The sequence below is a fragment of the Amycolatopsis sp. NBC_00438 genome (genome assembly GCF_036026695.1).
In the GTDB taxonomy this organism is placed as follows: domain Bacteria; phylum Actinomycetota; class Actinomycetes; order Mycobacteriales; family Pseudonocardiaceae; genus Amycolatopsis.
Genome location: NZ_CP107923.1, coordinates 9,938,173 through 9,963,488 on the forward strand (window position 1 = coordinate 9,938,173; position 25,316 = coordinate 9,963,488).

At 71.0% G+C, this 25,316-nt stretch carries 26 protein-coding genes; 16 read left to right on the plus strand and 10 right to left on the minus strand.

The features are described 5' to 3' along the window. The first annotated feature begins 59 nt into the window (after positions 1–59). The 5 genes from OG494_RS46020 to OG494_RS46040 all read left to right on the plus strand — a co-directional run bounded on the left by OG494_RS46020 (position 60) and on the right by OG494_RS46040 (position 3,677). The gene (locus OG494_RS46020) at positions 60–557 is read left to right on the plus strand and encodes an SRPBCC family protein (RefSeq protein WP_328449774.1); all 498 of its coding nucleotides are present in this window, start codon (positions 60–62) and stop codon (positions 555–557) included. Next, positions 554–1,606 (plus strand): LLM class flavin-dependent oxidoreductase, encoded by a 1,053-nt coding sequence (locus OG494_RS46025; RefSeq protein WP_328449776.1) that lies wholly within the window; start codon positions 554–556, stop codon positions 1,604–1,606. The genes OG494_RS46020 and OG494_RS46025 overlap by 4 nt, the downstream gene beginning before the upstream one ends. Positions 1,607–1,672: 66 nt before the next feature. Further along, the gene (locus OG494_RS46030) at positions 1,673–2,218 is read left to right on the plus strand and encodes a dihydrofolate reductase family protein (RefSeq protein WP_328449778.1); all 546 of its coding nucleotides are present in this window, start codon (positions 1,673–1,675) and stop codon (positions 2,216–2,218) included. After that, positions 2,215–3,321, plus strand: coding sequence for an epoxide hydrolase family protein (locus OG494_RS46035; RefSeq protein WP_328449780.1), 1,107 nt, complete (start codon positions 2,215–2,217; stop codon positions 3,319–3,321). Before OG494_RS46030 ends, OG494_RS46035 begins: the two co-directional genes overlap by 4 nt. Continuing rightward, the gene (locus tag OG494_RS46040; RefSeq protein ID WP_328449781.1) at positions 3,321–3,677 is read left to right on the plus strand and encodes a hypothetical protein; all 357 of its coding nucleotides are present in this window, start codon (positions 3,321–3,323) and stop codon (positions 3,675–3,677) included. The genes OG494_RS46035 and OG494_RS46040 overlap by 1 nt, the downstream gene beginning before the upstream one ends. On the opposite strand, the gene OG494_RS46045 is transcribed toward OG494_RS46040, so the two are convergent. Further along, positions 3,658–3,996 carry a hypothetical protein gene (locus OG494_RS46045; RefSeq protein ID WP_328449783.1) on the minus strand — a complete coding sequence of 113 codons (339 nt, stop codon included), beginning with the start codon at positions 3,994–3,996 and terminating at the stop codon, positions 3,658–3,660. The two genes, OG494_RS46040 and OG494_RS46045, sit on opposite strands and share 20 nt — an antisense overlap. Then, positions 3,993–5,516: an AMP-binding protein gene (locus tag OG494_RS46050; RefSeq protein ID WP_328449785.1), complete on the minus strand. Its 1,524-nt coding sequence runs from the start codon at positions 5,514–5,516 to the stop codon at positions 3,993–3,995. Before OG494_RS46050 ends, OG494_RS46045 begins: the two co-directional genes overlap by 4 nt. An 81-nt stretch (positions 5,517–5,597) precedes the next feature. Here OG494_RS46050 and OG494_RS46055 point away from each other — a divergent pair, with 81 nt between their 5' ends. Together OG494_RS46055 and OG494_RS46060 are read left to right on the plus strand one after the other, a co-directional pair. Then, positions 5,598–6,461 (plus strand): hypothetical protein, encoded by an 864-nt coding sequence (locus OG494_RS46055; protein WP_328449787.1) that lies wholly within the window; start codon positions 5,598–5,600, stop codon positions 6,459–6,461. A 177-nt stretch (positions 6,462–6,638) separates the two neighbouring features. Then, complete coding sequence (locus OG494_RS46060) at positions 6,639–7,367, plus strand: nitroreductase/quinone reductase family protein (protein ID WP_328449789.1); 729 nt, start codon at positions 6,639–6,641, stop codon at positions 7,365–7,367. On the opposite strand, the gene OG494_RS46065 is transcribed toward OG494_RS46060, so the two are convergent. Genes OG494_RS46065 through OG494_RS46085 form a run of 5 tightly spaced genes read right to left on the minus strand, consistent with a single transcriptional unit; the run spans position 7,368 to position 12,028 of the window. Continuing rightward, positions 7,368–8,216, minus strand: a complete 849-nt coding sequence (locus OG494_RS46065; protein ID WP_328449790.1) for an LLM class F420-dependent oxidoreductase — start codon at positions 8,214–8,216, stop codon at positions 7,368–7,370. 25 nt (positions 8,217–8,241) lie between these two features. Beyond that, positions 8,242–8,931: a TetR/AcrR family transcriptional regulator gene (locus OG494_RS46070; protein ID WP_328449792.1), complete on the minus strand. Its 690-nt coding sequence runs from the start codon at positions 8,929–8,931 to the stop codon at positions 8,242–8,244. Positions 8,932–8,959: 28 nt separating this feature from the next. After that, positions 8,960–9,898 (minus strand): phosphotransferase enzyme family protein, encoded by a 939-nt coding sequence (locus tag OG494_RS46075; RefSeq protein WP_328449794.1) that lies wholly within the window; start codon positions 9,896–9,898, stop codon positions 8,960–8,962. A gap of 11 nt (positions 9,899–9,909) precedes the next feature. Continuing rightward, positions 9,910–11,100 carry a pyridoxal phosphate-dependent aminotransferase gene (locus OG494_RS46080; protein WP_328449796.1) on the minus strand — a complete coding sequence of 397 codons (1,191 nt, stop codon included), beginning with the start codon at positions 11,098–11,100 and terminating at the stop codon, positions 9,910–9,912. A 19-nt stretch (positions 11,101–11,119) separates the two neighbouring features. Next, positions 11,120–12,028, minus strand: a complete 909-nt coding sequence (locus OG494_RS46085; RefSeq protein ID WP_328449798.1) for a hypothetical protein — start codon at positions 12,026–12,028, stop codon at positions 11,120–11,122. Between the two features lie 202 nt (positions 12,029–12,230). On the opposite strand from OG494_RS46085, the gene OG494_RS46090 reads away from it, so the two are divergent. Next, entirely contained in the window at positions 12,231–12,530 is a 300-nt protein-coding gene (locus OG494_RS46090; protein ID WP_328449800.1) for a YciI family protein, read from the plus strand. A 259-nt stretch (positions 12,531–12,789) separates the two neighbouring features. Here OG494_RS46090 and OG494_RS46095 read toward each other — a convergent pair whose 3' ends face one another. The 3 genes from OG494_RS46095 to OG494_RS46105 form a co-directional block, all read right to left on the minus strand. Beyond that, positions 12,790–13,185 (minus strand): NUDIX domain-containing protein, encoded by a 396-nt coding sequence (locus OG494_RS46095; RefSeq protein WP_328449801.1) that lies wholly within the window; start codon positions 13,183–13,185, stop codon positions 12,790–12,792. Positions 13,186–13,200: 15 nt separating this feature from the next. Further along, entirely contained in the window at positions 13,201–14,871 is a 1,671-nt protein-coding gene (locus OG494_RS46100) for a hypothetical protein (RefSeq protein ID WP_328449803.1), read from the minus strand. Between the two features lie 81 nt (positions 14,872–14,952). After that, on the minus strand, positions 14,953–15,315 hold the full coding sequence (locus OG494_RS46105) for a VOC family protein (protein ID WP_328449805.1): 363 nt from the start codon (positions 15,313–15,315) through the stop codon (positions 14,953–14,955). 547 nt (positions 15,316–15,862) lie between these two features. Between OG494_RS46105 and OG494_RS46110 the strand changes: the two genes are divergently transcribed. The 8 genes from OG494_RS46110 to OG494_RS46145 all read left to right on the plus strand — a co-directional run bounded on the left by OG494_RS46110 (position 15,863) and on the right by OG494_RS46145 (position 25,312). Continuing rightward, positions 15,863–17,011, plus strand: coding sequence for a serine hydrolase domain-containing protein (locus OG494_RS46110; protein ID WP_328449807.1), 1,149 nt, complete (start codon positions 15,863–15,865; stop codon positions 17,009–17,011). 218 nt (positions 17,012–17,229) lie between these two features. After that, the gene (locus tag OG494_RS46115) at positions 17,230–17,532 is read left to right on the plus strand and encodes a hypothetical protein (RefSeq protein WP_328449809.1); all 303 of its coding nucleotides are present in this window, start codon (positions 17,230–17,232) and stop codon (positions 17,530–17,532) included. An 815-nt stretch (positions 17,533–18,347) separates the two neighbouring features. Then, the gene (locus OG494_RS46120; protein ID WP_328449811.1) at positions 18,348–18,509 is read left to right on the plus strand and encodes a hypothetical protein; all 162 of its coding nucleotides are present in this window, start codon (positions 18,348–18,350) and stop codon (positions 18,507–18,509) included. 93 nt (positions 18,510–18,602) lie between these two features. Beyond that, positions 18,603–21,212 carry a CHAT domain-containing protein gene (locus OG494_RS46125; protein ID WP_328449813.1) on the plus strand — a complete coding sequence of 870 codons (2,610 nt, stop codon included), beginning with the start codon at positions 18,603–18,605 and terminating at the stop codon, positions 21,210–21,212. Positions 21,213–21,598: 386 nt separating this feature from the next. Continuing rightward, on the plus strand, positions 21,599–22,303 hold the full coding sequence (locus OG494_RS46130; RefSeq protein WP_328449815.1) for a GNAT family N-acetyltransferase: 705 nt from the start codon (positions 21,599–21,601) through the stop codon (positions 22,301–22,303). An 88-nt stretch (positions 22,304–22,391) separates the two neighbouring features. Beyond that, positions 22,392–22,985: a hypothetical protein gene (locus tag OG494_RS46135; protein WP_328449817.1), complete on the plus strand. Its 594-nt coding sequence runs from the start codon at positions 22,392–22,394 to the stop codon at positions 22,983–22,985. Between the two features lie 168 nt (positions 22,986–23,153). Continuing rightward, complete coding sequence (locus OG494_RS46140; RefSeq protein WP_328449819.1) at positions 23,154–24,476, plus strand: MSMEG_0569 family flavin-dependent oxidoreductase; 1,323 nt, start codon at positions 23,154–23,156, stop codon at positions 24,474–24,476. Next, positions 24,473–25,312: an amidohydrolase family protein gene (locus OG494_RS46145; protein ID WP_328449821.1), complete on the plus strand. Its 840-nt coding sequence runs from the start codon at positions 24,473–24,475 to the stop codon at positions 25,310–25,312. Before OG494_RS46140 ends, OG494_RS46145 begins: the two co-directional genes overlap by 4 nt. The last annotated feature ends 4 nt before the right edge of the window (positions 25,313–25,316 follow it).

The window sequence follows — 25,316 nt, forward strand, 5'->3', positions numbered from 1 at the left end:
GCCGGGTCTACCTACGCAACTATCGTGGTCAGAGGCTCACCGAGAGGAGTGCGACCACGATGGAGTGGACCGGCGCGCGGTACGCGGACAAGCCCACGGCCGAGGTCTCGACCTGGATCGACGCCGCCCCCGAGGACGTCTGGCCGGTGGTCTCCGACATCGGTCTGATGCCTTCCCTGAGTTCCGAACTGCAGTCCGTCGAGTGGTGCGACGGCGAGGCCCGCCGCAAGTTCGTGGGCCGGAGCAAGCACGACGCGTTCGGCGAATGGGAGACGACGTCGTACGTCGTCGAGTGCGACGCGCCGCGGGTGTTCGCCTGGGCGGTGCAGGATCCGGCCGAGCCGAGCTCGGTCTGGAAGTTCACCCTCGAACCCGACAACGGCGGCACCCGGCTCTCGCAGTGGATGCAGCTGGGCCCGGGCCGGTCCGGGCTGTCGTTCGCCATCGACCGGATGCCCGAGAAGGAACAGAAGATCGTCTTCGTGCGGCTGCGGGAGTTCGAAACCGCGATGACCGGCAACCTCGCCGCGATCAAGGACCGGGTCGAAGGCTCGTGAAGACCGCGACGACGGTCGAGTTCTCCCGCGACACTCCCGTGACGCTGGACTTCGTGCTGGAGGCGGAAAAGCTCGGTCTCGACGTCTGCTGGGTCGCCGAGGCCTGGGGTTCGGACGCGCCGTCGGCGCTCGGCTACCTCGCCGCCCGCACCGACCGGATCCGGCTCGGCTCCGGCATCGTCCAGCTCGGCACGCGCACGCCGGTCGCGATCGCGCAGGCCGCGCTGACGCTCGCGGACCTCTCCGGCGGCCGGTTCTCGCTCGGCCTCGGCCCGTCCGGGCCGCAGGTGATCGAGGGCCTGCACGGCGTCCCGTTCGCCAAGCCGCTGACGCGGATGCGCGAAACCGTCGAGATCATCCGCCAGGCTTTCGCCGGCGAGAAGATCTCCTTCTCCGGCAAGGCTTTCGAGATCCCGCTGCCCGGCGAGACCCGCCCGATGCGGCTGTCGACCGAGCCGAACCCGGACATCCCGATCTACCTGGCCACGCTCTCGCCGAAGCTGCTCGAACTGACCGGCGAGGTCGCGGACGGCTGGCTCGGCACCAGCTTCGTCCCCGAAGGCGCCGACGCCTACTTCACCCACCTCGACGCCGGCCTCGCGAAGTCGGGCCGTACGCGCAAGGACATCGACGTCTGCCAGGGCGCCGAAGTCGCCTTCGCGGCGAACGAGGACGAGCTGCGCACGATGGTCGGCGGCCGCAAGAAGGAACTGGCCTTCAGCCTCGGCGGGATGGGCTCGGCCACCACGAACTTCTACAACAACGCCTACAGCCGGCAGGGCTGGGCGGACGTCGCCGCCGAGGTCCGCGAGCGCTGGCAGGCCGGTGACCGCGACGGCGCCACCGCACTCGTCAGCGACGAGATGGTGCTCGGCACCACGCTGATCGGCACCGAGGAGATGGTCCGCGAACGCCTGCGCGTCTGGCGTGCCACGGGCATCGACACGGTCCGGCTGTACCCGGCGGGCGACACGCTCGAAGCGCGGCTGGACACCCTCGGCCGCGCGCTCGACCTGCTGAAGCCAGTCGCGAATGGACGGATCGGATAGTCCGGTCAAACCGCTGCGGGACGGCGGCTTTTCGGTCATAGTGAGAACTCGACCGAAGGGAAGTCCATGCGCAAGATCGTGTCGAACCTGTTCCTCTCGCTGGACGGTGTGGTCGAGGCGCCCGACAAGTGGTCGCTGCGGTACTGGAACGACGAAATCGGCCGCGCCGTCGGCGGCGGGATGGCGGCCGCCGACGCGATGCTGCTCGGCCGCGTCACCTACGAAGGTTTCGCCGAAGCGTGGCCCGGCCGGACGGTCGAGGACGACGCGGGCGCCGAGTTCATGAACAGCGTGCGCAAGTACGTGCTGTCGTCGACGTTGTCCGAGGTCACCTGGAACAACTCGACGCTGCTGACCGGGGACCCGGTCGAGGCCGTCCGCGTGTTGAAGGCCGGGGAGGGCGGCGACATCATGACCAGCGGCAGCACCACGGCGGTGCGCTGGCTGCTGGCCGAAGGCCTGGTCGACGAGCTGAACCTGCTGCTGTACCCGATCGTCGTGGGCCGCGGGAAGCGGCTGTTCCCCGAGGAGGGGCCGGGTTTCCCGCTGGTGCTCAAGAAGTCCGCCACCTTCGGCAACGGCGTCGTCCAGCTGACCTACGTCCCGGCGTGATCACGCCGTTCCGGATCGACGTCGCCGAGGCCGACCTCGACGACCTGCGTTCGCGCCTGCGCCGGACCCGCTGGCCCGAAGAGGAGCCGGTCGACGACTGGAGCCAGGGCACGCCGCTGGCCCTGCTGCGGGAATTCTGCGAGTACTGGGCGTCCGGCTACGACTGGCGCCGCGCGGAGGCCCGGCTCAACGGATTTCCGCAGTACCGCACCGAAATCGACGGCCTGGGCGTGCATTTCCTGCACGTGCGTTCGCCGCGCCCGGACGCACTGCCGCTGGTGCTGACGCACGGCTGGCCCGGCTCGATCGTCGAGTTCACCAAGGTGATCGAGCCGCTCTCGCGCGAGTTCCACCTGGTGATCCCCTCTCTGCCGGGCTACGGCTTCAGCGACAAGCCGTCGTCGCCGGGCTGGGGCATCGAGCGGATCGCGGCGGCGTGGGCGGAGCTGATGGCCCGTCTCGGTTACACCCGCTACGGCGCCCAGGGCGGCGACTGGGGAACGTCGATCACGACGTCACTGGCCCAGCAGGACGCGGCCCACCTGGCGGGCATCCACCTGAACCCGCCGATCGCCGCCCCCGACCCGGCGACGTTCGACGACCTGACTGCGGCGGAACGCGAAGCGCTGGAGGCGTTGAAGCACGCGCAGCGCTGGGAGGACGGCTACTCGGCCCAGCAGTCGACCCGCCCGCAGACCCTGGGCTACGGCCTGGCGGATTCCCCGGCCGGCCTGTGCGGCTGGCTGCTGGAGAAGTTCCACGCCTGGTCCGACGGCTTCCCGTTCACCCGCGACGAGCTGCTGGACAACATCACGCTCTACTGGCTGACGGGCACGGCGACGTCGTCGGCGCGGTTGTACTGGGAGAGCATCGCGAAGGTCCAGAAGTGGTTCAGCGAGGCGACGGACGACACGGTGGACGTCCCGACGGGCTGTTCGATCTTCCCCGCGGAGGTGCCGAGACCGTCGCGCCGGTGGGCCGCGCGGAGGTACCCGGACATCCGGTATTGGAACGAACTGGACCGGGGCGGGCACTTCGCGGCGTTCGAGCAGCCGGAGCTGTTCGTCGCCGAGGTGCGGACCTTCTTCCGCCTGGTCCGCTGATGGAACCGGTCGGCCTCGGAGTCGCTTCGGTCTCGGAGATCTTTCATCGTAACGGCGAGGCGGCGGCACTGCAGGTCATCCTGGTCGACGGATCGTCCCTGGTGTGGGTCGTCTGGACGGACTGGTCGCTACGCGTCGAGCGCCGGAGTGAAAGCGGGATTCCGGACTACCTGTGGCCGGAGGCCGACTACGTGCGCCGTGAAGTCGCCGGCGGCGGCGAGCTGGCCATCTCGCGCTACCACGAGAGCTTCGACAAGGCCGGCATCCGGATCGGCGCCGAGCTGGAAGTCGGCGACCGCGTCATCCGGCTCCGGTCCAGCGGCGGCGATCTCGTCGTCAGCCAGACGACCGCTTGAAGCCCTTCGGGTCGGCCAGGTAGTGGTCCAGGTCCGGATCCTCGTGCAGCTCGGTGAACCCGTCCTCGACGTCCTCCCCGAGTTCACGACGCAACCGGGCCAGCGCCGCCCGGACGTCGGCGTTGAAGCGACGGCACCGCGCCTCCCGCCACGGGCCGGGGTCGGGCGGGTAGTCCCAGTTCAGCGACTCGTCGTACTGCTCGACGAGGCTGTCCAGCTCCGCCCGCAGCCCGGCGCTGATCGGCAGCCGCTCCAGGTCGGCCGGGCCGACGTCGGCCCAGAGCACCGCGCCCGAGCCCGCGTCGAAGAAGAACCTCAATTCACCCCTCGCGCCCGGCCCTGCCAGAACGGCTCCCGCAGCTTGAACTTCTGGATCTTCCCGGTCGCCGTCCGCGGCAGCTCGTCGAGGAACTCCACCCGCTTCGGGCACTTGTACCCCGCCAGGTACTCGCGGCAGTGCTTGATCAGCTCCTCGGCGGACACTTCCGAACCGGTCACCACCAACGCCGTCACCAGCTCGCCCCACTTCTCGTCCGGGACGCCGATCACCGCCGCCTCGCGCACCGCCGGGTGCGAGCTGAGCGCGTCCTCCACCTCGATCGACGACACGTTCTCGCCACCCGAGATGATCACGTCCTTCTTGCGGTCCGCGATCGTCAGGTAGCCGTCTTCGAAGGAACCGCCGTCACCCGTGTGGAACCAGTTGCCCTCCTGCACCCGCGCGGTCTCGTCAGGGTTCTCCCAGTAGCCGTCGAGGTTGTGGTTCGACTGCGCGAGCACCTCGCCGTCGGTGTCGACGGCGATCCGGACGCCCAGCGCGGGCGTGCCGGCGCGGCCCAGCAGCTTCGCCTGCTCGTGCGGGTCGAGGTCCGCCCACTCGCTGCGCATCCGGTTGACCGTCAGCAGCGGCGCCGTCTCGGTGAGGCCGTAGATCTGGATGAACTCCCAGCCCAGCTCGGCCCGCACCCGCTCGATCGTCCGGGTCGGCGGGGGTGCGCCGGCCACGACGATCCGGACGCGGTCGCGGCCGGGGATCTCGCCGTCCCAGCTCGCGGCGCCGTCGAGCGCCGCGCTGACCACCGCGGGCGCGGCGCACAGGATCGTGACGCCGTGCTCCTGGATGCGTCGCAGGATCTCGGTGCCGTCGACCTTGCGCAGCACGATATGCCGCCCGCCGAGCCCGGTCACCGCGTACGGCATGCCCCAGCCGTTGCAGTGGAACATCGGCAGCGTGTGCAGCAGGACGTCGTTGTCGTTCAACGTCGTGTGCAGCCCGAAGACGGCCGCGTTGAGCCAGATGTTGCGCTGGGTCAGCTGCACGCCCTTCGGCCGCGCCGTGGTGCCGGACGTGTAGTTGATCGTCGCGGTGGCCGACTCGTCACCCGCCCAGGGCCGCGGTTCGCCGTCGCCACCCCAGATCACGTCGTCGTCACGACCCAGCACGAAGACGTGCTTCGCGGTGACGCTGTCGAGCAGGTGTGCCAGCTCGGGGTCGACGATCAGCACCTCCGCACCGGAGTGCTCCACGATGTACTTCACCTCCGCCGGCGCGAGGCGGAAGTTCACCGGCACCAGCACCCGGCCCCAAGCCGAGACGCCGAAGAACGACACGAGCAGGCGCGCGGCGTTGTGCGACACCACCGCGACGCGCCCGCCGACCGGCACGCCCAGCGCGTCGAGGTGGGCGGCCTGCGCGCGGGCCCGCCGCGCCACCTCGCGGTAGGTGAGCGAACCCCAGCTCGGCGCGGGCTGGTTCGGCTCGTCGACCACCGCGACGCGGTCCGGGTACACCGCCTCCGCGCGGTCGAGGAAGTCCCGGACACCCAGATCGAAGAACACGCGCCTTCCCTTCGTCGCCCCTGACCCGATGATGACTGTTCGCGGGTGCTCGCACCAGTCCGATGTGGTTGGCTGGGCGGGATGGACTTGGAGACGGTGGCCGGCGAGCTCTACGGGGGTGACCTCGCGGAGTTCGTCAGCGCGCGCAATGCGGCGGCGAAGGCGGCGAAGGCCGAGGGGGACGCCGACCTGGCGGCGAAGATCAAGGAGCTGCGGAAGCCGACCACCGCGGCCGCGATCGTCAACCGGCTGGCCCGCGAAGATCCGGACGAGCTGCGTGAGCTGGCCGAACTCGGCGACGAGCTGCGGGACGCGCACACCCGCCTGGCCGGGGACGACCTGCGCGCGCTGGCCCGGCGTCGCGGCGAGCTGGTGCGGCGGATCCTGCACGGCCTGGCGAAGATGAGCGACACCGTCGCGCGGGAGGTCGAGGCGACGCTCGAAGCCGTCGCGGCCGACCCGGACACCGCCGCGCTCGCCCTGGCCGGGTGCCTGACGTCGGTGGCGCACCAGGACACCGACCAGTGGTTCACGCTCGCCGCGACCGCCCCGCCGTCGACCGGCAAGCGTCCGGCGAAGCTGGTGGAAAAGGCCGAACCCGCGAAAGCCAAGCGGACCGAAAAGGCCGAGCGGGCCGAAAAGGACTCCAAGCGCGAGGACGAGGAGCGGGCCGAGCGGGAGCGCTTCCGCGCCGAACGCGAGCGCCTGCGCAAGGAAGCCGCCGAGCTGGCGAAGGAACGCGCGGTGGCCGAACGCGACCTCGTCCGCGCCGAGCGCGCGGCGGAGCAGGCCACGGCCCGCGTCGAAGACCTGCGGGCCCGCCTCGCGGAAGCCGAGGAACGCGCCGAGCGCGCGACGGCCGAGTTCGAGACGGCCAAGGAAGCCTTCGACCAAGCCGACGAAGCCGCCATCGCGGCGAAGGAAGCGGCTGACGACGCTCGCTGATTCCGTGCTACCGTGGATGTGCGCCCCGGATGGGCCTACGCACGGAGGTAGTGGCTACTCAGCCCCCTGAGATCGACACGTCGGTGTCTCTCGTCTTTTCCCTGCTGTGGGACAAGTGTGCCTCCGTCGTGCCCTCTCACGCCTCCGATCACTCCACATCGGAAGGACCACGCGAGTTTGATCCAGCTCACCACGACCGGTGCCCGCACCGGCCGGAAACACGGCGTCACCTTGGGCGCCCTGCACATCGACGGCCAGCTGGTCGTCGTCGCGTCGGCGATGGGCCTGCCGAAGCACCCCGCCTGGTACCACAACATCCGCAAGAACCCTTTGGTGACCGTGGAAACCGGCACCGAGACGTTCGAGGCGATGGCGGCCATCGCCCCCGACCGCGACGCGCTGTTCGCCAAGGTCGTCGAGCAGCAGCCGGGCTTTGCCGACTACCAGGCCCGGACGACCCGGGTGCTGCCGGTGATCGTGCTGCACCGCCTCGACCGCGTCCGGCGGATGGGCGACTGGATCGTCGAGGTGCACGAGTGGCTGCGCACCGAGCTGCGGGATCTGCGGGCACAGCTGGATTCCGGCGAGCCGCTGAGCTTCAGTAAGCGCTGCCTCGGTTTCTGCTCGGCCCTCACCCGTCACCACACGGGCGAGGACACGGCGATCTTCCCGATGCTGGCCGCGCAGTTCCCCGCGCTCGCCCCCGCGTTGACGAAGCTGGGCGCGGAACACGTCGTCGTCGCGCGGCTGCAGGAGGAGATCCAGCGGCTCGTCGGCGAAGAGTCCGACCCGGTCCGGCTGCACGCGGAGTTCGATCGGCTGGCGTCCGCATTGGACACCCACTTCACCTACGAGGAAAGCGTGATCGTCACGGCGTTGAACGCGCTGGCGCCGGCGCCGGGCTGATCAGAGCAGTAGGCCGGCGAGGAGCCGGTGGTGCTCGGCCTCCACGTCCGGCGTGGGGCCGAGCACCTGGACGGCCACGTGGTCGGCTCCGGCGTCCACATGGGACCGCAGGCGCTTCGCGATGCTCTCGGGCTTGCCGTGCAGCACGAGGTCGTCGATCAGGCGGTCACTGCCGCCATCGGCGACGTCCGCCTCGGTGTACCCGTGGCGCAGCAGGTTGTTCACGTAGTTGCGCAGTCCGAGGTACGGCTCGCGCACGTACGGGCGGCCGATCGCGCGCGCCGCCACCGGGTCCTCGTCGACGACCACTTTCTGTTCCGGCGTCAGGAGTTTGCCCGGGCCCAGCACCGAGCGCGCGTGCCGCGTGTGCGCGACCGGCACGAGGTAGGGGACCGCGCCGGCCGTGCGTTCGGCGGCCAGCTTCAGCACACGGTCGCCGAGTGCGGCGAGGATCCGGGCGTCGGCGGGCACACCGGCGGCGTCGAGCCGGTCGAGGTAGCCGACGATCTTGTCGTACGGGCTCTGGTACGCCGCGACCGATTCCGGGTGGCCGATGCCGATGCCGAGGAGCAAGCGCTTTCCGTACCGGCCCGCCAGCCGGTGGTACGACTCGGCCAGAACCTCCGGTTCGTCGGCCCACATGTTCACGATCGCCGTCGCCACGGTGATCCGCTCGGTCGCGGCCAAGACGTCCTCGACGAACTTGAGGTCGCCGACCGAAGCGCTGCCGGTGCCGAACCAGACCGTGCCGTAACCGAGTTTGTCGGCCGCGACGGCGTGCGCCTTGCGCGTCTCGTCGTCGCGGTGCGGGGCCAGGAACACGCCGAACTCGTTCACTACATTCGCCATACGGTTCAATGTAGCAAATGTAGCGTCAGCTCGCGAGGCGGTGCAGCCACTCCCGCAGCAGCTGCCGCTCGGTGGTCGTCAGCTCGTCGACGTCGTCCGCGAGAGCGGTCGACAAAGCGACCGCGAGTGCGCTCGTCGACGACCCTGCCGCCGGGCCGTCGGTGAGCAGTCCGGCCAGCACGGCGTCCCGGACCTGCGTGGACATCGCCAGGTCGCGGGCGCCTTCGGGCTGGGCGATCAGGCTGAGTGTGACCCCGCTGTTGGCCGCCGCGAACTGCCGCGCGGCCTCGGTCGCCTCGACGCGCAGCCGCCCGGCGCGGGCGAGCGGGGTGAACAGCTCGAGCAGCATCGCCTCGGCGCTGCTGGTGAGGTTGCACGGCACGCCGGGCTCGATCTGGCCGTAGAGCAGCACGTAGAACGCCGGGTTCTCCAGGCCGTACTCAACGTGCCTATCCCAGCCCTCGCGGATCCGCGCGACCGGGTCGCCGCCGGTTTCGGGTGCCTGGACGTACTGGGTGAAGCCGTAGTTCACGACGGCGTCGAGCAGGCCCTGCTTGTTGCCGAAGTGGTGGTACAGGGTCGGGGCCTGGACGCCGGCGCGTTCGCAGATCGCGCGCGTCGACACCGCGCCGCCGTCCGCCTCGTGCAGGAGCTGCCCGGCGGCCAGCAGGAGGCGGTCGCGGGTACTGGTGGCGTTGCTCGATCGTCCGGCCATGTAGCAAGTGTAGCGACCATCTGTAACGTCAGGCCGTCCCGTCGAGCGCGCGCAGCCGCAGCTGGACCCGGCGCAACCCGGCGAAGGCGTCGAGCACGGCCGGGTCGGTCGCGAACGTGGCCGGGCGCACCGACCGGTAGCCGTCCAGCAGCGCCTCCCGCAACTGCGCGCGGTGCGGCAGGTGCGCGATCGCCTCGACCGTCACCGCCAGGTCGTAGGCGTAGTGCCCGTACCCGCAGTCGCCGAAGCCGACCACCGCGACCCGGCCGCGGTGGAACAGGTAGTTCTCCTGGTGCAGGCCGCCGTGGACCAGGCCGAACACGTCGGCGCCGAACCCGAGCGCGGCCCGCACCGCCCGCACCCGCGCCAGCGCGGCGCGGACGTCCTCGCCGGCCAGGGCGACCGCGCGCTCGACGACGGTCGCCGAGAAGCCGTCCACCTGGGCCCGGCCGAAGGCGCTGAGGTCGTCGACGCGGCCGCGGTCGAGGCCGTTCATCCGGGCGCCGTGGCGGTGCAGCCGCGCGGTGACCTCGCCCAGCCGGTACAGCTGCGTCGGGGTGAGCCGCTCGTCCAGGAACCGGCCTTCGACCCAGTGGCGCAGCACGCAGGTGCGTGGTTCGGGGACGGCCGGGTCGGCGACGACGGTGGCCGGTTCCCGGTGCCGCGTCGGCACCGGCCGCGGCACCACCAGGTCCGTTTCGCGGCACAGCGCCGAGAGCCAGGCGATCTCGGCCCGCACCTGCGCGACGCTCGGGCCGTCCGGCCGTTCCACGCGCAGGACGTACCGGTGGCCGTCCGCGCCGTCCACCCGGAACGTCGTGTTGCGCCCGCGCGCCAGCGGGGTCAGCCGGGCCACCGGGACGTCGTAGTCGGTCAACGCGGCTTCGGCGAGCCGGCGCAGTCTGCGGGTGCGGCCCGCGCGGTCGAGTTCGGCGAACGGCCGGAGGTTCGCCTGGAAGTCGGCCATCGACCACGCGGTCAGCTGATCGACCGTTCCGGTTCGCGGGAGTGCGAGACGAGCTCGATCGGCGGCGTGTGGCGGCCGCCGCCGAGCCGCTCGACCCCGCGCAGTCCCTCGACCAGCCGCTCGACCTCGGTGTCCGGCCGCACCCCGAAGCGCATGAACTGGCTGGTCATGCCGATCTTGTTGCCGCACTGGCGCACCAGCAGGTGGTGCTCGGTGAGCAGGTAGTCGCACAGCTCGGCGCCGTCGACCGACCCGGGCAGCTTGACGAGCAGGAAGTTCGCCTGCGACGGGTACACCGTCAGTTCCGGGAACTGGCTCAGCTGCGAGTTCATCATGAACCGGTCGAGCGCGAGCCGCTTGAGACTGTCCTCGTACTCCGCGCGGTGCTCGGCGAGCATGAAGATGACGGTCTCGGCCAGCGAGTTCAGGTTCCACTTCGGCAGCGCGGCCGACAGCTTGCGGGTCAGCGCCGGGTTCGACACCTGGTAACCGAACCGGATCCCGTGCAGCCCGAAGTTCTTCCCGAGGCTCTTCAGCACGATGACGTTCGGCCTCACGACGGCTTCGGCGGCCACCGACGGGTTCATCTCGGCCTCGACGAAGTCGATGAACGACTCGTCGATCACCACGAGATCGAGGTCCTCGAGGGCGTCCATGAACCGGATGACCTCGCGGCGCGAGAGGTACCCGCCGTCGGGGTTGTTCGGGTTGCACAGCACCGCGACCCGCGAGCCCCGGCGCTTGACGAACTCGATGTACTCGTCGACGCGCAGCTCGAAGTTGTTCGCTTCCTTCAGGAGGAACATGTCGACGCGCTTGCCGGTTTCCAGCGGCTGGTCGGTCCAGCGGCCGAACGTCGGGATCGGCACCGCGATGCTCGCGTCCACCAGCAGGTGGTCGATCCAGGTGATGAGCTCGGTCGAGCCGTTGGCCAACGAGATCGTCGACGGGTTCAGGCGCAGGACGTGCGCCAGCTGCGCGGTGATCGCGCCCGCGTCGCTCGGGTAGAACTTGAGGATCGTGCGGAGGTTGCGTTCCAGCTCGCCGAACATCCCGTCGGTCGGGAAGTACGGGTTGCAGGGGATGCAGAAGTCCGCGAGGTCGTCGCCGTGCTGGCCCATCGCCCGCATGACGGAGAAGAACGACGGGCTGTGGGCCTGACTCTGCTGGAAAAGGCCGCTCGTGGTCATGCCGTGCCGCACGTGGTCTCCGTCCGCCGCTTTACCGGCCCCTTGCCTTCCCATCGGGGATACGTACGAATCGGATACCCGGTTCAACACCGCTCAGCGCGTACAGGCCGGTGCCGGCCAGCGCGGCCGCCGCCAGGACCGACAGCGCGAGCACCGGAAGGGGCGCGGCGAGGGGGGACGTGCCGGTGAAGGACTCGACACCGATGACGGCGGTGAGCACGGCGTCCGCCGCGACCGCGATCCTGACGACACGCATCCGGTGGGCCTCGGGCCAGCGGGTGAAGGTGAGCAGCCACGCCAGCCCGGGCAGCACGAGGATCGCGTGCATCGCGACCGCGTGCAGCGGCTTGAGCGAACCGGCGGTGGTGTAGGCCAGCTGCGGATCGCCGCCGCGGGCCTCCACGACGCCGCGGGCGATCATCACGGCGCCGGTGGCCAGCGCGACCACCAGCACGAGCAGTCCGGACCGGATGGCGAGACGCAGGCTCGGCGCGGCCGGCCCGGGTTCGACGAGCGCGGCCGCGGTGAAGCCGATGACGGTCAGGATGAGCACCCCGCCACCCGCGGCGAGCGTCATCGACACGACGTTGTCGAACGGCGTCTCGAAGTTGAAGTGCGACGGCACACCGCGCCAGGACTGCACGCTGACCAGGGCGACCTCGACGACACTCGCCACGCTGAACGCGCCGAGCAGCACGGACCGCCACCGCGGCCGGACGGTGAGGAACGACGTCGCCCAGGCGACCGAGGCCAGCGTCAGGCCGAACGACAGCCCGAACGTGACGGCCTTGCGCATCGACAGCGGGCCCAGCCATGAGCCGCCGGTGGTGAGGAGCACGACCGCGTGCCCGAGCCCGCTCACGAAGAGGGCCGCGCCGACGGTGTAGGCGATCCGCTCGGCGCGGCCGCCTTCGTGCCAGATCCCGGTCACTGCGTTCATGGCCCCGAGTCTCGCTCGTCCGCGGGCCGGCCGCGTCGGCCCGGCGTCGACTCCCTGTCGTACGCCGAGCTACGTACGGTTGATTCAAAAAGCGGCCGTAAAGAATGGTCGGCGGTTCTTGACCGGGATATTGCCGAATGCGGTGTCCGGCGCCACTCGGCAGGCGGATGCGAGGTGGCCGCAGGAGTTCTACCATCGAATCATGTACATCGCACTGCTGACCTATACAGCGCCCGAAACAGAAGTCGACTACGCGCTCCCGGACCATTCGGTCTGGTTGCGCACGCAATTCACGAGGGGGATTTTCCTCGTTTCCGGAAAGGGGACCGGTGCGGCCGACCACGTGATCCTCACCCGCCCCGTGCTCCGCGGCAAGCTCGACGCGGTCCTCGCCAGCGACCCGTTCGTGGTCCAGCGCCTCGCCCGCTACGACGTCATCGAATTCACCGCCACCCGCACCGCGCAGGAGCTGCTGGCGATCAACGAGGCCATCGCCTCCTGAGGAGTCGGCCAGGTGGCCCGCAACGGCGCCCGCCACCTCCCGGCAACAAACGGCACCACCGTCTTTGTCGGTGCCCTCCGGTAGCGTGGAAACCGGGGGCGGCGCCCATCGTCTTCGTGCGCCTTTCCTTGCACTGCAACAGAATCCCGCGCTGAAACGCCGTCCCGCACTTCACCCGATCCAGCGATGATCTTCGCACGTGTGTTCGGGTAGCGTCGATGGCGTGACCAGAACGATCCGCCTGCCCGGCAGAGGCCGGCTACGAAGACAGCAGCCGCCGAAAGTGCTCCGGCAGCTCCAAAGCGCGCGCGTCCGCCGGCGTAAGCCACGCGAAGTCGTCGTGTTCTTCCGGATTGAGCACCACTTCGCCCTCGCCCGATTCCTCGGCCGTGTAGAAGCACGCGTGGATCCGCAGCGGCCGTCCCGTGATGTCCGGCCACGTGTCGCGGCCGCGCTCCCCGCTGATCCGGACCGTCAGCCCGGTTTCCTCCGCCGCTTCGCGCACCGCCGCGGCCTCGTGGGGTTCGCCCGGCTCGACCGTTCCGCCCGGCAGCTCCCAGCGCCCGGCGAGGAAGACCCCGGGTGCGCGGCGGAGGAACAGCACCTCGTCACCGCGGGCGATCCAGCAGTACGCGAGGTGCTTGTCGGCCGTCATGCCCGCGATTCTCGCTCAGTTGGTCTTCGACGTCGGCAGGTGGGCGCCCAGGTACCCGACATACACCGTGCCCGTGCGGTCGGTGTCGTCGAGGAAGTGCAGCCGCGGCGCGGGCGACTTGAAGCGCTCGAGGGCGATGTGGGCGCCGAAGTAGTCGCGTCCCGCCGGGTTCGTCCGCGGGTCGACGCGGAACGTGCGCGCCTGGCGGAGCCGTTCGTTCGTCGTCACGGTGTCGGACTCGGCCAGCGCGATGATGTTGGCGCTGATCAGCGAGCCCGGCTGGCCGGTGCGGGCGAACGCGAGCACGTCCGACAGCTCGGGCCCGGGGTCCTGCCCCGCGTCGAGCAGCGACCGGCGGGCCCGCGCGTAGGCGTCGAGCGTGCGCAGCGCGTCCCACGCCTTCCGGCGCCAGGCCGCGGCTTTCGGGTGGTGGTCGAGGATCGCCGTCGGCGCCGATTCGGCCGTGATCTCGAGGTACTCGAGGGTCGCCGCGGCCGCGCCGATCAGGTCGGCGAAGCTCGGGAAGTCGTCCGGCGGGCGTTCGGCGTCGGCGACCTCGGTGCCCGCGTCGTGGTAGCGGGTCAGCGTGCCGGCCAGCAACCCGTTGGCGCGCCTGAGCTCATCGCGCTCGGCCTCCATCTCGTCGAAGGCACGCGCGTAGTCGTCCAGCGCCTCCTGCAGCCGCGCCAGCTGCTCCTGCAGGCAGGCGACGTCGACCGCCGACAGCTCCTCGATGCGGCCGCGCAGGGCCTTCACCTCGCGCGCCGCGCGATCCCGCTCGTCCGCGCCGCTCTTGGCCTTCTTGCGCAGGATGGCGATCACGCCCCGCGCCTCCGCCAGCTCGCGCTCGGCGCGGTCGAGCTTGTCGGTCAGCCCGGCGTCGGGTTCCCGCTCCGGCGGCGCGAACGGGTCCGCCGCGTACCAGGCCCGCACGCTCGGCACCTCCGCCCACTCCTCGGGCAGCGGCGTCCGGCCCCGCGTCTGGATGAACCGCGTCAGGGCGCCTTCAAGCGCCTGCTCCGACACGGGAAGGGCCGATTCGACGAAGTCCGGCAGTTCGTCGCACGGCGGGACGAACAGCCGGGCGCCCAGCGGCACCGCGCAGCCGAGCGGGAGGTGGCCGTTGAGGGTGCGGCGGAAGCGGTCGTCGACGTCGAACACGTTCACCAGCCCCGGCCAGCCCTCGATCGGCGCCGCCGGCGGTTCGGTGAGCACCAGCACCGCCGACGTCCGCCACGGCGCCACCAGCGCCTCGGCGAGCAGATCCGCGACACGCTCGCACTCCTCGCGCGACCAGCCGTGCATCGAGAGCACCGGCCCGTCGATCGGGATCTCGTCGCTGCCGCTGGCGCCCAGCTCCTCCAGGCCGATCCGGTGCGCCGGCGCTTCGTGGCAGCTGCGCCACGGCCGCGTGCACGCCGCCGCCAGCAACCACGCCACGCGGTCCGCGCCGGCGTGGTAGCACAGCGAAAGCAATACCTGAACGGAGTAGCGGCCGTCGCGGTCCGGCCACGCGAACTTCAGGTCGCACCGGCGCGACCCGCCGTCGTCGGACGAGCCGAGATCGGTGACCGTGTAGTCGTCGTGCTGCCGTTGCCGCGTGATGAGCCTGCTGCGCAACGCGTCCAAGGGGCGTTTCCCCTCGACGGGGACCAGTCCGTGGTGCCAGATCCGGTGCACCCCCACAGGACTCACTCCGTTCGCCGGCAACCGGTACCTCAAGCGAACATAGCGGATCCTGTGACCGTTCGAACGCGGGGCGTCACCTCATTCGCGCGTCCAGAGGCAGAACGGATGCCCGGCCGGATCGAGGTACACGCGCACCTTCTCCTGCGGCTGGAACGCCGCGAGCCCGGCGCCCGCGTCGATCGCGATCACGCCGGCGGCGTCGAGGTCGTCGACCTCGATGTCCAGGTGCAGCTGCATCTGCTGGGCACCGTCCGCGTGCGGCCATTCCGGTGGCACATGGCCGGGTTCCAGCTGGAAGGAGAGGCCGGGGCCGCCGTCGTCGGGGCGCAGCGTCACCCACTCCGGTTCGTCGGTCTTGATCGCCCAGCCGAGCAGGGTCGCGTAGAAGACGGCCAGCGCGCGCGGATCCCGCGCGCCGAGCACGGTCGAAGTCAGCTTCATGCCCGGTGGCTACCCGCCCGGGAGGTCGATCTACCCTCAGCGTCCCGACCGGGTGCCGAAGTAGGCGATCGGCGGCCCGACGGCGAGCCACGACGTCGTCGCGAACACCGCGGCGCCGGACAACGCGAGCAAGAGCGTGCGCACCCCGAGTGCGGCGCCGATCCGGCCCGGCTGATGCGTGCGCCCCCACGGACACACCGAAGACCAGTGCCAGCACGCTGATCGGCAGCAGCGCGAACCACAGCGCGCCGAGCACCAGCACTAACGCCTGCGCGACCCACGAGAACCTCCATGCGGCCACGACCGGCGGCCGGACGATCAGCCAGGCCGCCCGGGTAGCGACCGCCGGCGTCAGGCCGGACGTGCCGATCGCGACGGCCGTGATCGTGAACCGCGGCCGCGGTGCCGTTTCGGCGGACTCGGTTTTCGAAGTCGGGTTCCCCACGGCGGGAAAATCAACTCCGCGCGTGTTCGTGGTACCCGGAATACCCCGGCGCGGCCCGGGCTTGCACTGGGCGCAGGCGTAGTGATCACTGAGGGAGCCGCCATGTCGTCCGAGCACATCCAGGGCACCGTCGCCGACGGGTACGAGTCCGTCCGTGAGGAGTTCGCCGCCGTCGCGGCCGGTGAAGGTGGCGACTACGCCGCCCAGCTCGTCGCGCACGTGGGCAGCGAGCGCGTCGTCGACCTGTGGACCGGCCCGGAGATCACGGCCGACTCCCTGACCGGCGTGTTCTCCTCGACCAAGGGTGCCGCGCACCTGGTGGTCGCGCTCCTGGTGCAGGACGGCGTGCTGGACCTCGACGAGCGCGTCAGCCACTACTGGCCGGAGTTCGGCGCCGCGGGCAAGGCCGCGATCACGCTGCGGGACCTGTTGGCGCACCGCGCCGGCGTCGTCGGCGCGGACCACGGGTTCACCGCCGAGGAGATCGCCGACGACCGGATCATCGCCGAGCGCCTCGCACCGCAGAAGCCGTACTGGCGCCCGGGAACGGCGTTCGGCTACCACGCACTGGTGATCGGCGCCCTGACCGGCGAGGTCGTCCGGCGGGTGACCGGCCGCAGCATCCAGGAGCACTACGAAGAGCGCGTCCGCAAGCCGTACGGCCTCGATTTCTACCTGGGGCTGCCCGAAGACCTGGAACCGCGTTTCCTGACGACGCAACCGATGCTGCCGACCCCGGAGCAGCTGGCCGCGCTGGCGGCGAACGCGACGGGCCCGGACAGCATCACGGCGATCGCGTTCAACCGCAACCACCCGAAGGCCCCGGAACTCTGGGACCTCCCGAACATCAAGGAGGTACGCCAACTGAGCCCGGCTTCGGTAGGCGGCGTCGCGTCCGCGCGTGGCCTCGCCGGAATGTACGCGGCGGCCATCAGCGGCCCGAACCCCCTCCTGTCCCCGGAAACCGCCGCGGACGTAGCCCAGATCCACTCGATCGGCGAGGACCTGTCAACACGAGGCCCCAACGCCTTCGGCCTGGGCTTCTCCGCGGTCGGATACGACTACCCGGTCCTGGGCCAGGGAGCATTCGGCCACAGCGGAGCAGCGGGCTCCCAGGCATTCGCGGACCCCCGAACAGGCTTGGCGTACGGCTACAACCGCCGCAGATTCGCCTTCCCCGGCGGCGCGGCCCCGGAGAACACCCGCCTGATCTCAGCAATCCACACAGCGGTGACAACAAAGCGATCCTGACCCACAGACACCCCCGGCCCGAACCCCGGCCGGAAGCGCCGGACAACACAAAGAGTCCCCGACAACAGCAGAGGAATCGCTCGCCGGCAGGTGCCGACCTCAAACACCGGCCGTCCACCAACGGCAACCCGAGCCGACGCCCGAACCACGGTCGCCGGAATGATCGCCGACGACCCGCCGCAGTCGAATGCCACCGACTGCAAGCGCATCACACCCACATGCTCCACAGGTTCGACGCCCCCGCTGCCGACGACTGCGCCGCCGCCGCTGACGACCGCGCCGCAGTTGACGACCGCACAGTTGCCGACATCTGCACAGTCGCCGATGACCGCGCCGACGCCAACGGCCGCACAGTTGCAGATGACAGCGTCATCGCCGCCGCCGCCGCCGCCGCCGCCGCCGACGACGACGACGGCCGCGCCGCCGCCGCCGACGGCCGCGCCGCCGCCGCCGACTGCGCCGCGGCCGACGGCCGCAAAGTTGCCAACGACCGCTGCCGGCGACCGGATCGCCGCCGATGATCTCTCAGCCGCCGATGACCGCATACCCACCGGTTGCGGCACACTCGCCAGCGGCCGCACATCTGCCCACGGCCGCACATCTGCCCACGGCCGCACAGCTGCCCACGGCCGCACAGCTGCCCACGGCCGCACATCTGCCGACGACCGCACAGCTGCCGACGACCGCACAGCTGCCGACGACCGCACAGCTGCCGACGACCGCACAGCTGCCGACGACCGCACAGCTGCCGACGACCGCACAGCTGCCGACGACCGCACAGCTGCCAATGGCCGCCCCATACCGGCAACCTCCCGATCCGCACCGAATTCGACCGCGGCCGGCTGCCGCCGCCGACCGGTGTCCGCCACGGGAGCCGCATCCCCAACACAACCGCCGCAACGCCGGTCCACCGCGAAGGCCCGTGCGCATCGCTCCCGAAGCGCCACGCCCGCAGATCACGGACCCGCGTGAGCGCGGTGCCTCCTCACCGGACGGCGATCAGCGCGGAAGACCGCCAACCACTCCGGAACTCCTGAGCGCACGCTCAGTCGCACTCCGTGATCAGCGGTGCACCCCGCCTCGCATGACCCAGTCCGCCCGGCGGCGATGCACGCCCTGGTCAAAGCCGTTACAGGGTTCACTCGTTAGGACGGTTTGGTGAGAACGTCTGGCCTGTTCACGCCGATCGGACTGACTTTCTGTAGCGAAAACTCTCCCGATCAATGCTCCGTTGTGCAACTATTGGTCCGTTCGCGGGGAGAGGGCCCCGCGGCGAGGGACTCACCGTCACCGGTCAGCGTCCCTATGAAGATCCCCAGGGGAGAGGAGATCGACCATGTCGACGCCCACGGACACCAAACCCGAAGAGACTCCGGAGCCGACCGAGGAGCCGACCCCGCCGTTGGTCCAGTGGACCGACGGCGACGGCAAGACCCACACGGATCACCCGGTCCACACCGAGTGTGTCGGCGGTTGTTATCAGGTCATCAAGGCCTGAGACCGTTCGGCTCGTCGTTGGCCCGCCTGCTGATCTTCGACCGGTAGGCGGGCTTCCTTTTGCCTACAGCTGTGCTGTCATAGGAGAGTGCCTGTGACAAACCTGGACCCCTCGTCGGTCATCGAGTCGGTCCGCGCACTCCAGCAAGCCGCCGCCGATGCGTCCTGCCTCGGGCGTTTTCACCAAGGGGTCAAGCACCTGCGGCGCGGGATGACCCTGCTGGACTCGATCCACCCGGTGCCGGATCGGCACCGCACGGACTGGCTGGTCACCCGGATCAAGCTGGCCAGCACCCTGGCGGCCATGTCGTCGGAGATCACCGGTGACGTCGCCGCCGGACTGGCCGGGCTCGACGATGTGCGGCTGCTCATCAACGCGGTGACCGACCCGGTGCTGCAGGCCGAGCTCAACGGCACCCTGAACCACAACTACGCCATGCGGCTCATGACCGTCGGGCGCAACGAGGACAGTCTCGTTTCCTTCGACGCTTCGCTCGAGCACAAGGAACAACTGCTCGCGGAGCGCGGCGATCCGGCACCGCTGATGCGGGGGTTCGTGGTGACCCTGTCGTCGCGGGGCTGGGTCCACACGAAGCTGGGCAACGTCCCGCACGCTCGCGCGGACTTGAGCCGGGCCCTGGAGCTTTCGGAGAAGTACGAGCTGCGGGGCGAGGCCGCCGATGTCCGGCGGATCCTCGGCACACTGGCGCTGCGGACCGGCGACGTGCCGGAAGCCCTGCGGTTGTACGAAGAAAGCGAGCGGGCCTACCGCGCGCTGGAGCTGGAGGCACCTGCACTCCTTTCGATGGAACAGGCGCAAGCACTCCTCACAGCCGGGCTGGCCGACGAGGCGGGAAGCCATCTCGACGACCTCATCTCCCGGATGCGAGCGGGGCCCAGCATCGCCCGCGATCTCGGCGCTGCCGAGCTGGAGCGGGCGTCGGCGGCCCTGCTGAGTGACGACATCGAACTCGCCCGGCAGATGGCCAGCTCGGCTCGCCGGCTCCTGCTGCGGGTCGGCTGCCGGACCTGCGTGGCCAACGCGACCGTCCTGGGGCTGCAGGCCGACGTACGGGACGCCGTGTCGAGTGGCGAAGTGCCCACCGGACTTCCCGCCAGGGCCTTGCGGGCTGCCGAGAAGATGTCTCAGCCGCAGCTGGTCGATCAGGCCGCGACCGCTCGGATGCTCGCCGTCCGGTTGGACATCCGGCGGGGAAACCTCCAGCGCGCCGCCGAGACGTTGCAGAAGGTGCCGCGGCCCGGGCAGCTGACTCCGATCGACTACCGGATGCTTCGGCGGCTTTGCCGGGCCGAGCTGGCCGTTGCGCAGGGGAGCCGGGCCAAGGCGCTCACCGAGATCCGGTCCGGGTTGACCGAGCTCGACGCCGTTCGCGATCGGATGGGCGGGCTGGACCTCGTGTCCGGGACCGCTCTGCACGGTCAGGAGCTCGCCGACCTCGCGGTCAAGCTCGTGCTGGAACGCAGTGACGCGCGGCGGCTGTTCGTCTGGCTGGAGCGGACGCGGGCCCAGACCTACCGCTACGAACCGCTGTCCGCCGGGACCGATCCCGAGCTGGCCGCGCGGGTGGCCGAGGTGCGCGGGCTCGGGCAGGCCATCCAGGAGGCCCAGCACGACGGGCACCCGATCGCGGGCCTGCGCGCCAAGTACAACGAGCGCCTGCGGGAAGCCCAGCGGCTCGGCTGGCACACCGGGCGCTGGGGCCGGCCGCGGCCGCTGGCCGGGTTGAGCGAGGTTGCCGGGCAGCTCGGCGAGCGGGCCATGGTCAGCTTTGCCGCCTCCGGGGACGAGCTGGTCGCGGTGGTCGTCGCCGGGGGTGAGTGCCGGCTGGTGCGGCTCGGGTCGGCCGGGGACGCCGCCGAGTCCGCGCGGGTGCTGAACGTCGACCTCGACGCGCTCGCGCCGGACAACCTGCCCGAACGGCTGGCCGAGGTCGTCATGGTGTCGGCGCGCAAGCAGGCCGACCGGCTCGACGCGCAGCTGATCCAGCCCCTGGAAAAGCTGTTCGGCGACCGCGATCTGGTCATCGTCCCCACCGGGCCGCTGTACGCGGTGCCGTGGGGGGTGCTGCCGGGGCTGCGGGGGCGGCCGACCGTCGTCGCGCCGTCGGCGACCGCGTGGCTCGCCGCCGAGCGGACGAAGCTGTCGCGGGCTCGCAAGATCGTGCTCGTCCGCGGGCCCGGGCTGGCCGGCGCTCGCGGTGAGCTCGAGAAGCTGACCACGCACTACCGCACCGCGACGACGATGACCGGCGCCAAGGCGACCGTGAAGTCCGTGCTGCGCGCGATGGACGGCGCCAAGCTGGCCCACTTCGCCGCACACGGCGCGCACGAGCCGGAAAACGCGCTCTTCTCACGCCTCGAGCTCGCCGACGGCGCTCTGTTCGGCCACGAGATGGCCGGGCTGCGGCAGCCGCCGCGGCAGGTCGTGTTCGCCGCGTGCGAGCTCGCGCTCAACCGGATCCGGCCGGGCGACGAGGCCCTCGGGTTCGCCAGCGCCCTGCTCGCGAGTGGCTCGCGGACGGTGATCGCGCCCCTGTCCCGCGTCGGCGACCTCGCTTCGGCCGCCGCGATGGACGACTACTACCGGGCCCTCGCGGTCCGCGACAGCCCGTCGCTGGCGCTGGCCGACGCGATCGCGGTCGACCCGTTCCGCCGCCCTTTCGTCTGCCTCGGCGCGGGTTGACGGCCGGCTCGACATAGCCGGACGGATCTGCTTCGGCGCCGGTTGACGGCGGCCCGACTCGGCGCGATCGGATGGTTCCGGTTCGACGCCGGCACATCATGGCTTGCCCGACATGGTCGCGGTCGGCTTGCCTCGTCGGTGCCGGGGTGCCGGGGTGCCGGGGTGCCGGGGTGCCGGGGTGCCGGGGTGCCGGGGTGCCGGGGTGCCGGGGTGCCGGGGTGCCGGGGTGCCGGGGTGCCGGGGTGCCGGGGTGCCGGGGTGCCGGGGTGCCGGGGTGCCGGGGTGCCGGGGTGCCGGGGTGCCGGGGTGCCGGGGTGCAATGGCCTGGCCCGGGACCGGCGGATTGGCTCTGTGGGCCGGGCCAATCCGGCTTTAGGCTGCCGGGCATGACCGGATTGCTCACCCAGCGCCTGCAGCAGGCCTGCGACAACGCCGTCGCGATGTGGACCGCTCTGGGCCGGGCTCGGGGCCACGACGTCCGGTCGCACGACGGTTTTGCCGTCATCGACGGCCCGGCCGCTGTGCGGATCATGCCGACCACTCCGGATCCCGGGGAAGACCCGGCGCCGGTCGCGAAGGCGTGCAAGGATCACGGCCGCGCTCTGGTCGTCGAGGATCCTTTCGGCACGCTCGACCTCACGGCCGTCGGGATGACCGCGCGCCACCTGCCCGTGATGGTGCGCGAACCGGCGCCCGCGCCCGAGCCCGAGCCCGCCGCCGGTGTCCGCCGGGTCGGGACCGGCGGCAACCTGGTCCGGGCCGGGCGCATGGTGGTGGACGGCTTCCCGCTGGAGCACTACCGGGCCGGCGACGTCTTCCCGCTGTCGCTGCTGGAGCAGGACGGCCCGGCTTTCTTCACCCTCGGCGACGCGGGCGCCTGCCTGACCATGGCCCACGGCGGTGTCGGCGGCGCGTACTGGGTGACGACGATGCCGGAGCATCGTTCGAAGGGCGTCGGGCGGACGTTGATGCACGCCGTGCTGCGGCACTTCGACGGCCTCCCCGTGACGCTGACCGCCGCCCGGGCCGGCAAGCCGCTCTACGACTCGCTGGGCTTCGAGACCGTCGGTGACGCGCACTGGTGGAGCTGACGGCACACGGTGCGCTCCGCCCCGTAGTCGCCCAGTAGGGTGACCCCCGTACGCGGCCAGGCGACGCCGGCAGGCTGGAGGTCCTTCGATGGCACGCACGGGCGGTGAGGGTGAGCTCCCCTCGGTCGCCGAACTGGTGAACCTGTCGCAGACGAAGCCGCTGATGATCCGCGGTGAACTCGACGCGAAACTCGCCGAGGAGCCTGCCGCGGAGCCCCAAGAGCCCAGACACGATCCGCTCGCGATCCTCGACGCCGAGCTGGCCGCGGACGACCCCGGCGAGCGCGCGCACGATGCCCCGCCCGCAGATCCGCCGCGGCGTACGCAGCCGTTCGTGATCGGGGCGGTCGCCGCCGTCGCGCTCGGGCTGGCCGCCGTGGTGCTGTTCCAGCCGCACGTGGTCGGCGGGACGGCCGTGCCGCCGCCGGGGGCCGCCGCGCCACCGCCGCCGGCGACGTCCAGCGAGGCCGTCGCGACGTTCAGCGCCTCGGCCGAACCGCCCCCGCTCACCGCCGGGCTGCAGGACACCCCCGTCAAGACGACGAGCCGGCCCGTCGCGGGGCGCAAACCCGCGAATCCCGTGACGACGTCGTCGACGCCGGCGCCCGAGGACCAGTGGCGCGACATGGTGAGCTCGGCGATCAGCTCGTGGCAGCACGGGCACGGCCGCCCCGGCCGCTGACCCGGCGGAAACCACCGCCGAACTCGAAGAACCCCTGCGCCGCAACACATCGCGGCCGCCGGAGTGTTAACCGGACGCTGGGCGAAGCGTTACTCAACGCGGTTCTGGTAACACGCCGATGTTCCGGATGAAACCGCCCGGAAATGGTTCGCCGTTGCACTGATCGGCATGAACTTCGAGCTCGACGGCCTGCATCGGCCGGTGATCGTGGTCGGCGGCGGCCAGGCGGGACTCTCGATGTCCCACTGCCTGACCTCCGCCGGAGTCGGGCACGTCGTGCTCGAACGCGAGCGCGCGGGGCACGAATGGCGGACCCGCCGCTGGGACAGTTTCTGCCTGGTCACGCCGAATTGGCAGTGCCGGCTCCCCGGTTTCCCCTACCCGGGTGACGATCCGGACGGGTTCATGGTCCGGGACGAGATCGTCACCTACCTCGAGTCGTACGTGAAGGAGTTCGACGTCCCGCTGTGCGAGGGCGTCGAAGCGAGGCGGCTGCGGCAGCTGCCCGGCGGCGGGTTCCGGCTGACGACGTCGGCCGGCGAGCTGACCGCCGACCACGTCGTACTGGCCACCGGCCCGTACCAGGTGCCGTTGAAGCCGCGGCTGGCCGAGCGGCTGCCGGAGCACGTCGTCCAGCTGCACTCGGCCGAGTACCGCAACCCGGACCAGCTGCCCGACGGCGACGTCCTGGTCGTCGGCACCGGCCAGTCCGGCTGCCAGATCGCCGAAGACCTGCACTTGGCCGGGCGCCGGGTGCACCTGGCCGTCGGGTCGGCGCCGCGCGTGGCCCGGCGCTACCGCGGCCGTGACGTCGTCGCGTGGCTCGACGAAATGGGTTACTACAACAGGGGAATCGACGAGTTCGCCGACGCGGACGCTGTGCGGTTCCGCGCCAACCACTACGTTACCGGACGCGACGGCGGCCACGACATCGACCTGCGCGCGTTCGCCGCGCAGGGCATGCAGCTGTACGGCCGCCTGAACAACGTCCGGAATGGACAGTTGTCGTTCGCGGACGACCTGCGCCGCAACCTCGACGCGGCGGACGCCGTCTCCGAGGGCATCAAGGACTCCATCGACGCCTACATCGCGAAACGCGGGGTCCCGGCGCCGAAGGAGGACCGTTACAAGCCGGTCTGGGAACCGCGGGACAGTCAACGAACACTCGACGCGGAAGCGCTTTCCGCCGTCGTCTGGAGCACCGGCTTCGGCCGCGACCACCGCTGGATCGACGTCCCGGTCTTCGACGGCAAGGGTTACCCGACGCACCACCGCGGCGTGACGAGCTGCCCCGGCCTGTACTTCCTCGGCCTGCCCTGGCAGCACACCTGGGGTTCCGGCCGCTTCTGCGGGGTCGCCGCGGACGCGGAGTACCTGGCCCGGCGGATCACCGACGTCGGACGCGGCGGCGACGTCCGCTGGCTGTCGGGCACGCCGGTCAGCACCTACCCGGCCGACGACGACTGGGTCGCCCCGAGGACGGTCGCATGAAGCGCTGGACGAACGACGCCCACCGGCACCTGGGTGTGCTCCCGGCGTTCCCGTTCTACGGCGGACCGCCGGTCGCACCCGCGATCGGCAGCCGGGCGACGATCGGCGAACTCCTGTCCGATTTGGACCGTGAAGGCACCGAACGCGCCTTGGTGATCCCGAACTACGGCATCCCCGATCCGGCGGTCGCGTTCTCCTTCAACGAGCTCTGCGTCGAGGCGGCGGGCAAGGACGACCGGATCAGCGCCGCGCTGTGGGTGTCGCCGCGAGCCGAAGACGCCGTTCGCACCGAAGAGGCGTTGAAGCTGGCAGGCGAGGACGGCGTGCGGGCGCTCAAGCTCAGCTTCCTGCTGGGCGGCAAGGCATCCGACCCCGCGTGCAAGCCGCAGCTCGACAAGATCTTCGCCACGGCGAGGGCGCACGACCTCGTCGTGCACGTCCACACCTCGCCGGGCGCGGCGTCGGACATCGACGAGGTCGGCAAGCTCGTCGAAGCCTACGCCGACGACGTCAAGCTGCACCTCGTCCACTTCGGCGGCGGGATGAGCGGGCACATCAAGCTCGTCGGCGGCCGCTTCTTCGACTGGATCGCCGCCGGGAAACAGGTCTACACGGACCTGTCCTGGGCGATCGGCTTCACGCCCCGCTGGCTCGTCGAGGAGATCTCACGCCGGGGCCTCGGCCACGACCGCGTGCTGTTCGCCTCCGACGAGCCGTGGGGCGATCACGAGGGCGAACTCGCCAAGCTGGCCGCCGCGGCCGGCGACGGCGAGCTCGCCGACCTGGTTTTCCGCGGCACGTTCGACGTGCTGTACGGACCGAAGAAAGGGAAATAGACCG

What these genes read in the sequence shown, in the direction of transcription:
- OG494_RS46020 (WP_328449774.1), top strand. Translation starts at nt 60, where the DNA reads ATGGAGTGGACCGGCGCGCGGTACGCGGACAAGCCCACGGCCGAGGTC.
- OG494_RS46030 (WP_328449778.1), top strand. Translation starts at nt 1,673, where the DNA reads ATGCGCAAGATCGTGTCGAACCTGTTCCTCTCGCTGGACGGTGTGGTC.
- OG494_RS46040 (WP_328449781.1), top strand. Translation starts at nt 3,321, where the DNA reads ATGGAACCGGTCGGCCTCGGAGTCGCTTCGGTCTCGGAGATCTTTCAT.
- OG494_RS46055 (WP_328449787.1), top strand. Translation starts at nt 5,598, where the DNA reads ATGGACTTGGAGACGGTGGCCGGCGAGCTCTACGGGGGTGACCTCGCG.
- OG494_RS46065 (WP_328449790.1), bottom strand. Translation starts at nt 8,216, where the DNA reads ATGGCGAATGTAGTGAACGAGTTCGGCGTGTTCCTGGCCCCGCACCGC.
- OG494_RS46070 (WP_328449792.1), bottom strand. Translation starts at nt 8,931, where the DNA reads ATGGCCGGACGATCGAGCAACGCCACCAGTACCCGCGACCGCCTCCTG.
- OG494_RS46075 (WP_328449794.1), bottom strand. Translation starts at nt 9,898, where the DNA reads ATGGCCGACTTCCAGGCGAACCTCCGGCCGTTCGCCGAACTCGACCGC.
- OG494_RS46085 (WP_328449798.1), bottom strand. Translation starts at nt 12,028, where the DNA reads ATGAACGCAGTGACCGGGATCTGGCACGAAGGCGGCCGCGCCGAGCGG.
- OG494_RS46090 (WP_328449800.1), top strand. Translation starts at nt 12,231, where the DNA reads ATGTACATCGCACTGCTGACCTATACAGCGCCCGAAACAGAAGTCGAC.
- OG494_RS46095 (WP_328449801.1), bottom strand. Translation starts at nt 13,185, where the DNA reads ATGACGGCCGACAAGCACCTCGCGTACTGCTGGATCGCCCGCGGTGAC.
- OG494_RS46105 (WP_328449805.1), bottom strand. Translation starts at nt 15,315, where the DNA reads ATGAAGCTGACTTCGACCGTGCTCGGCGCGCGGGATCCGCGCGCGCTG.
- OG494_RS46110 (WP_328449807.1), top strand. Translation starts at nt 15,863, where the DNA reads ATGTCGTCCGAGCACATCCAGGGCACCGTCGCCGACGGGTACGAGTCC.
- OG494_RS46115 (WP_328449809.1), top strand. Translation starts at nt 17,230, where the DNA reads ATGCTCCACAGGTTCGACGCCCCCGCTGCCGACGACTGCGCCGCCGCC.
- OG494_RS46120 (WP_328449811.1), top strand. Translation starts at nt 18,348, where the DNA reads ATGTCGACGCCCACGGACACCAAACCCGAAGAGACTCCGGAGCCGACC.
- OG494_RS46130 (WP_328449815.1), top strand. Translation starts at nt 21,599, where the DNA reads ATGACCGGATTGCTCACCCAGCGCCTGCAGCAGGCCTGCGACAACGCC.
- OG494_RS46135 (WP_328449817.1), top strand. Translation starts at nt 22,392, where the DNA reads ATGGCACGCACGGGCGGTGAGGGTGAGCTCCCCTCGGTCGCCGAACTG.
- OG494_RS46140 (WP_328449819.1), top strand. Translation starts at nt 23,154, where the DNA reads ATGAACTTCGAGCTCGACGGCCTGCATCGGCCGGTGATCGTGGTCGGC.
- OG494_RS46145 (WP_328449821.1), top strand. Translation starts at nt 24,473, where the DNA reads ATGAAGCGCTGGACGAACGACGCCCACCGGCACCTGGGTGTGCTCCCG.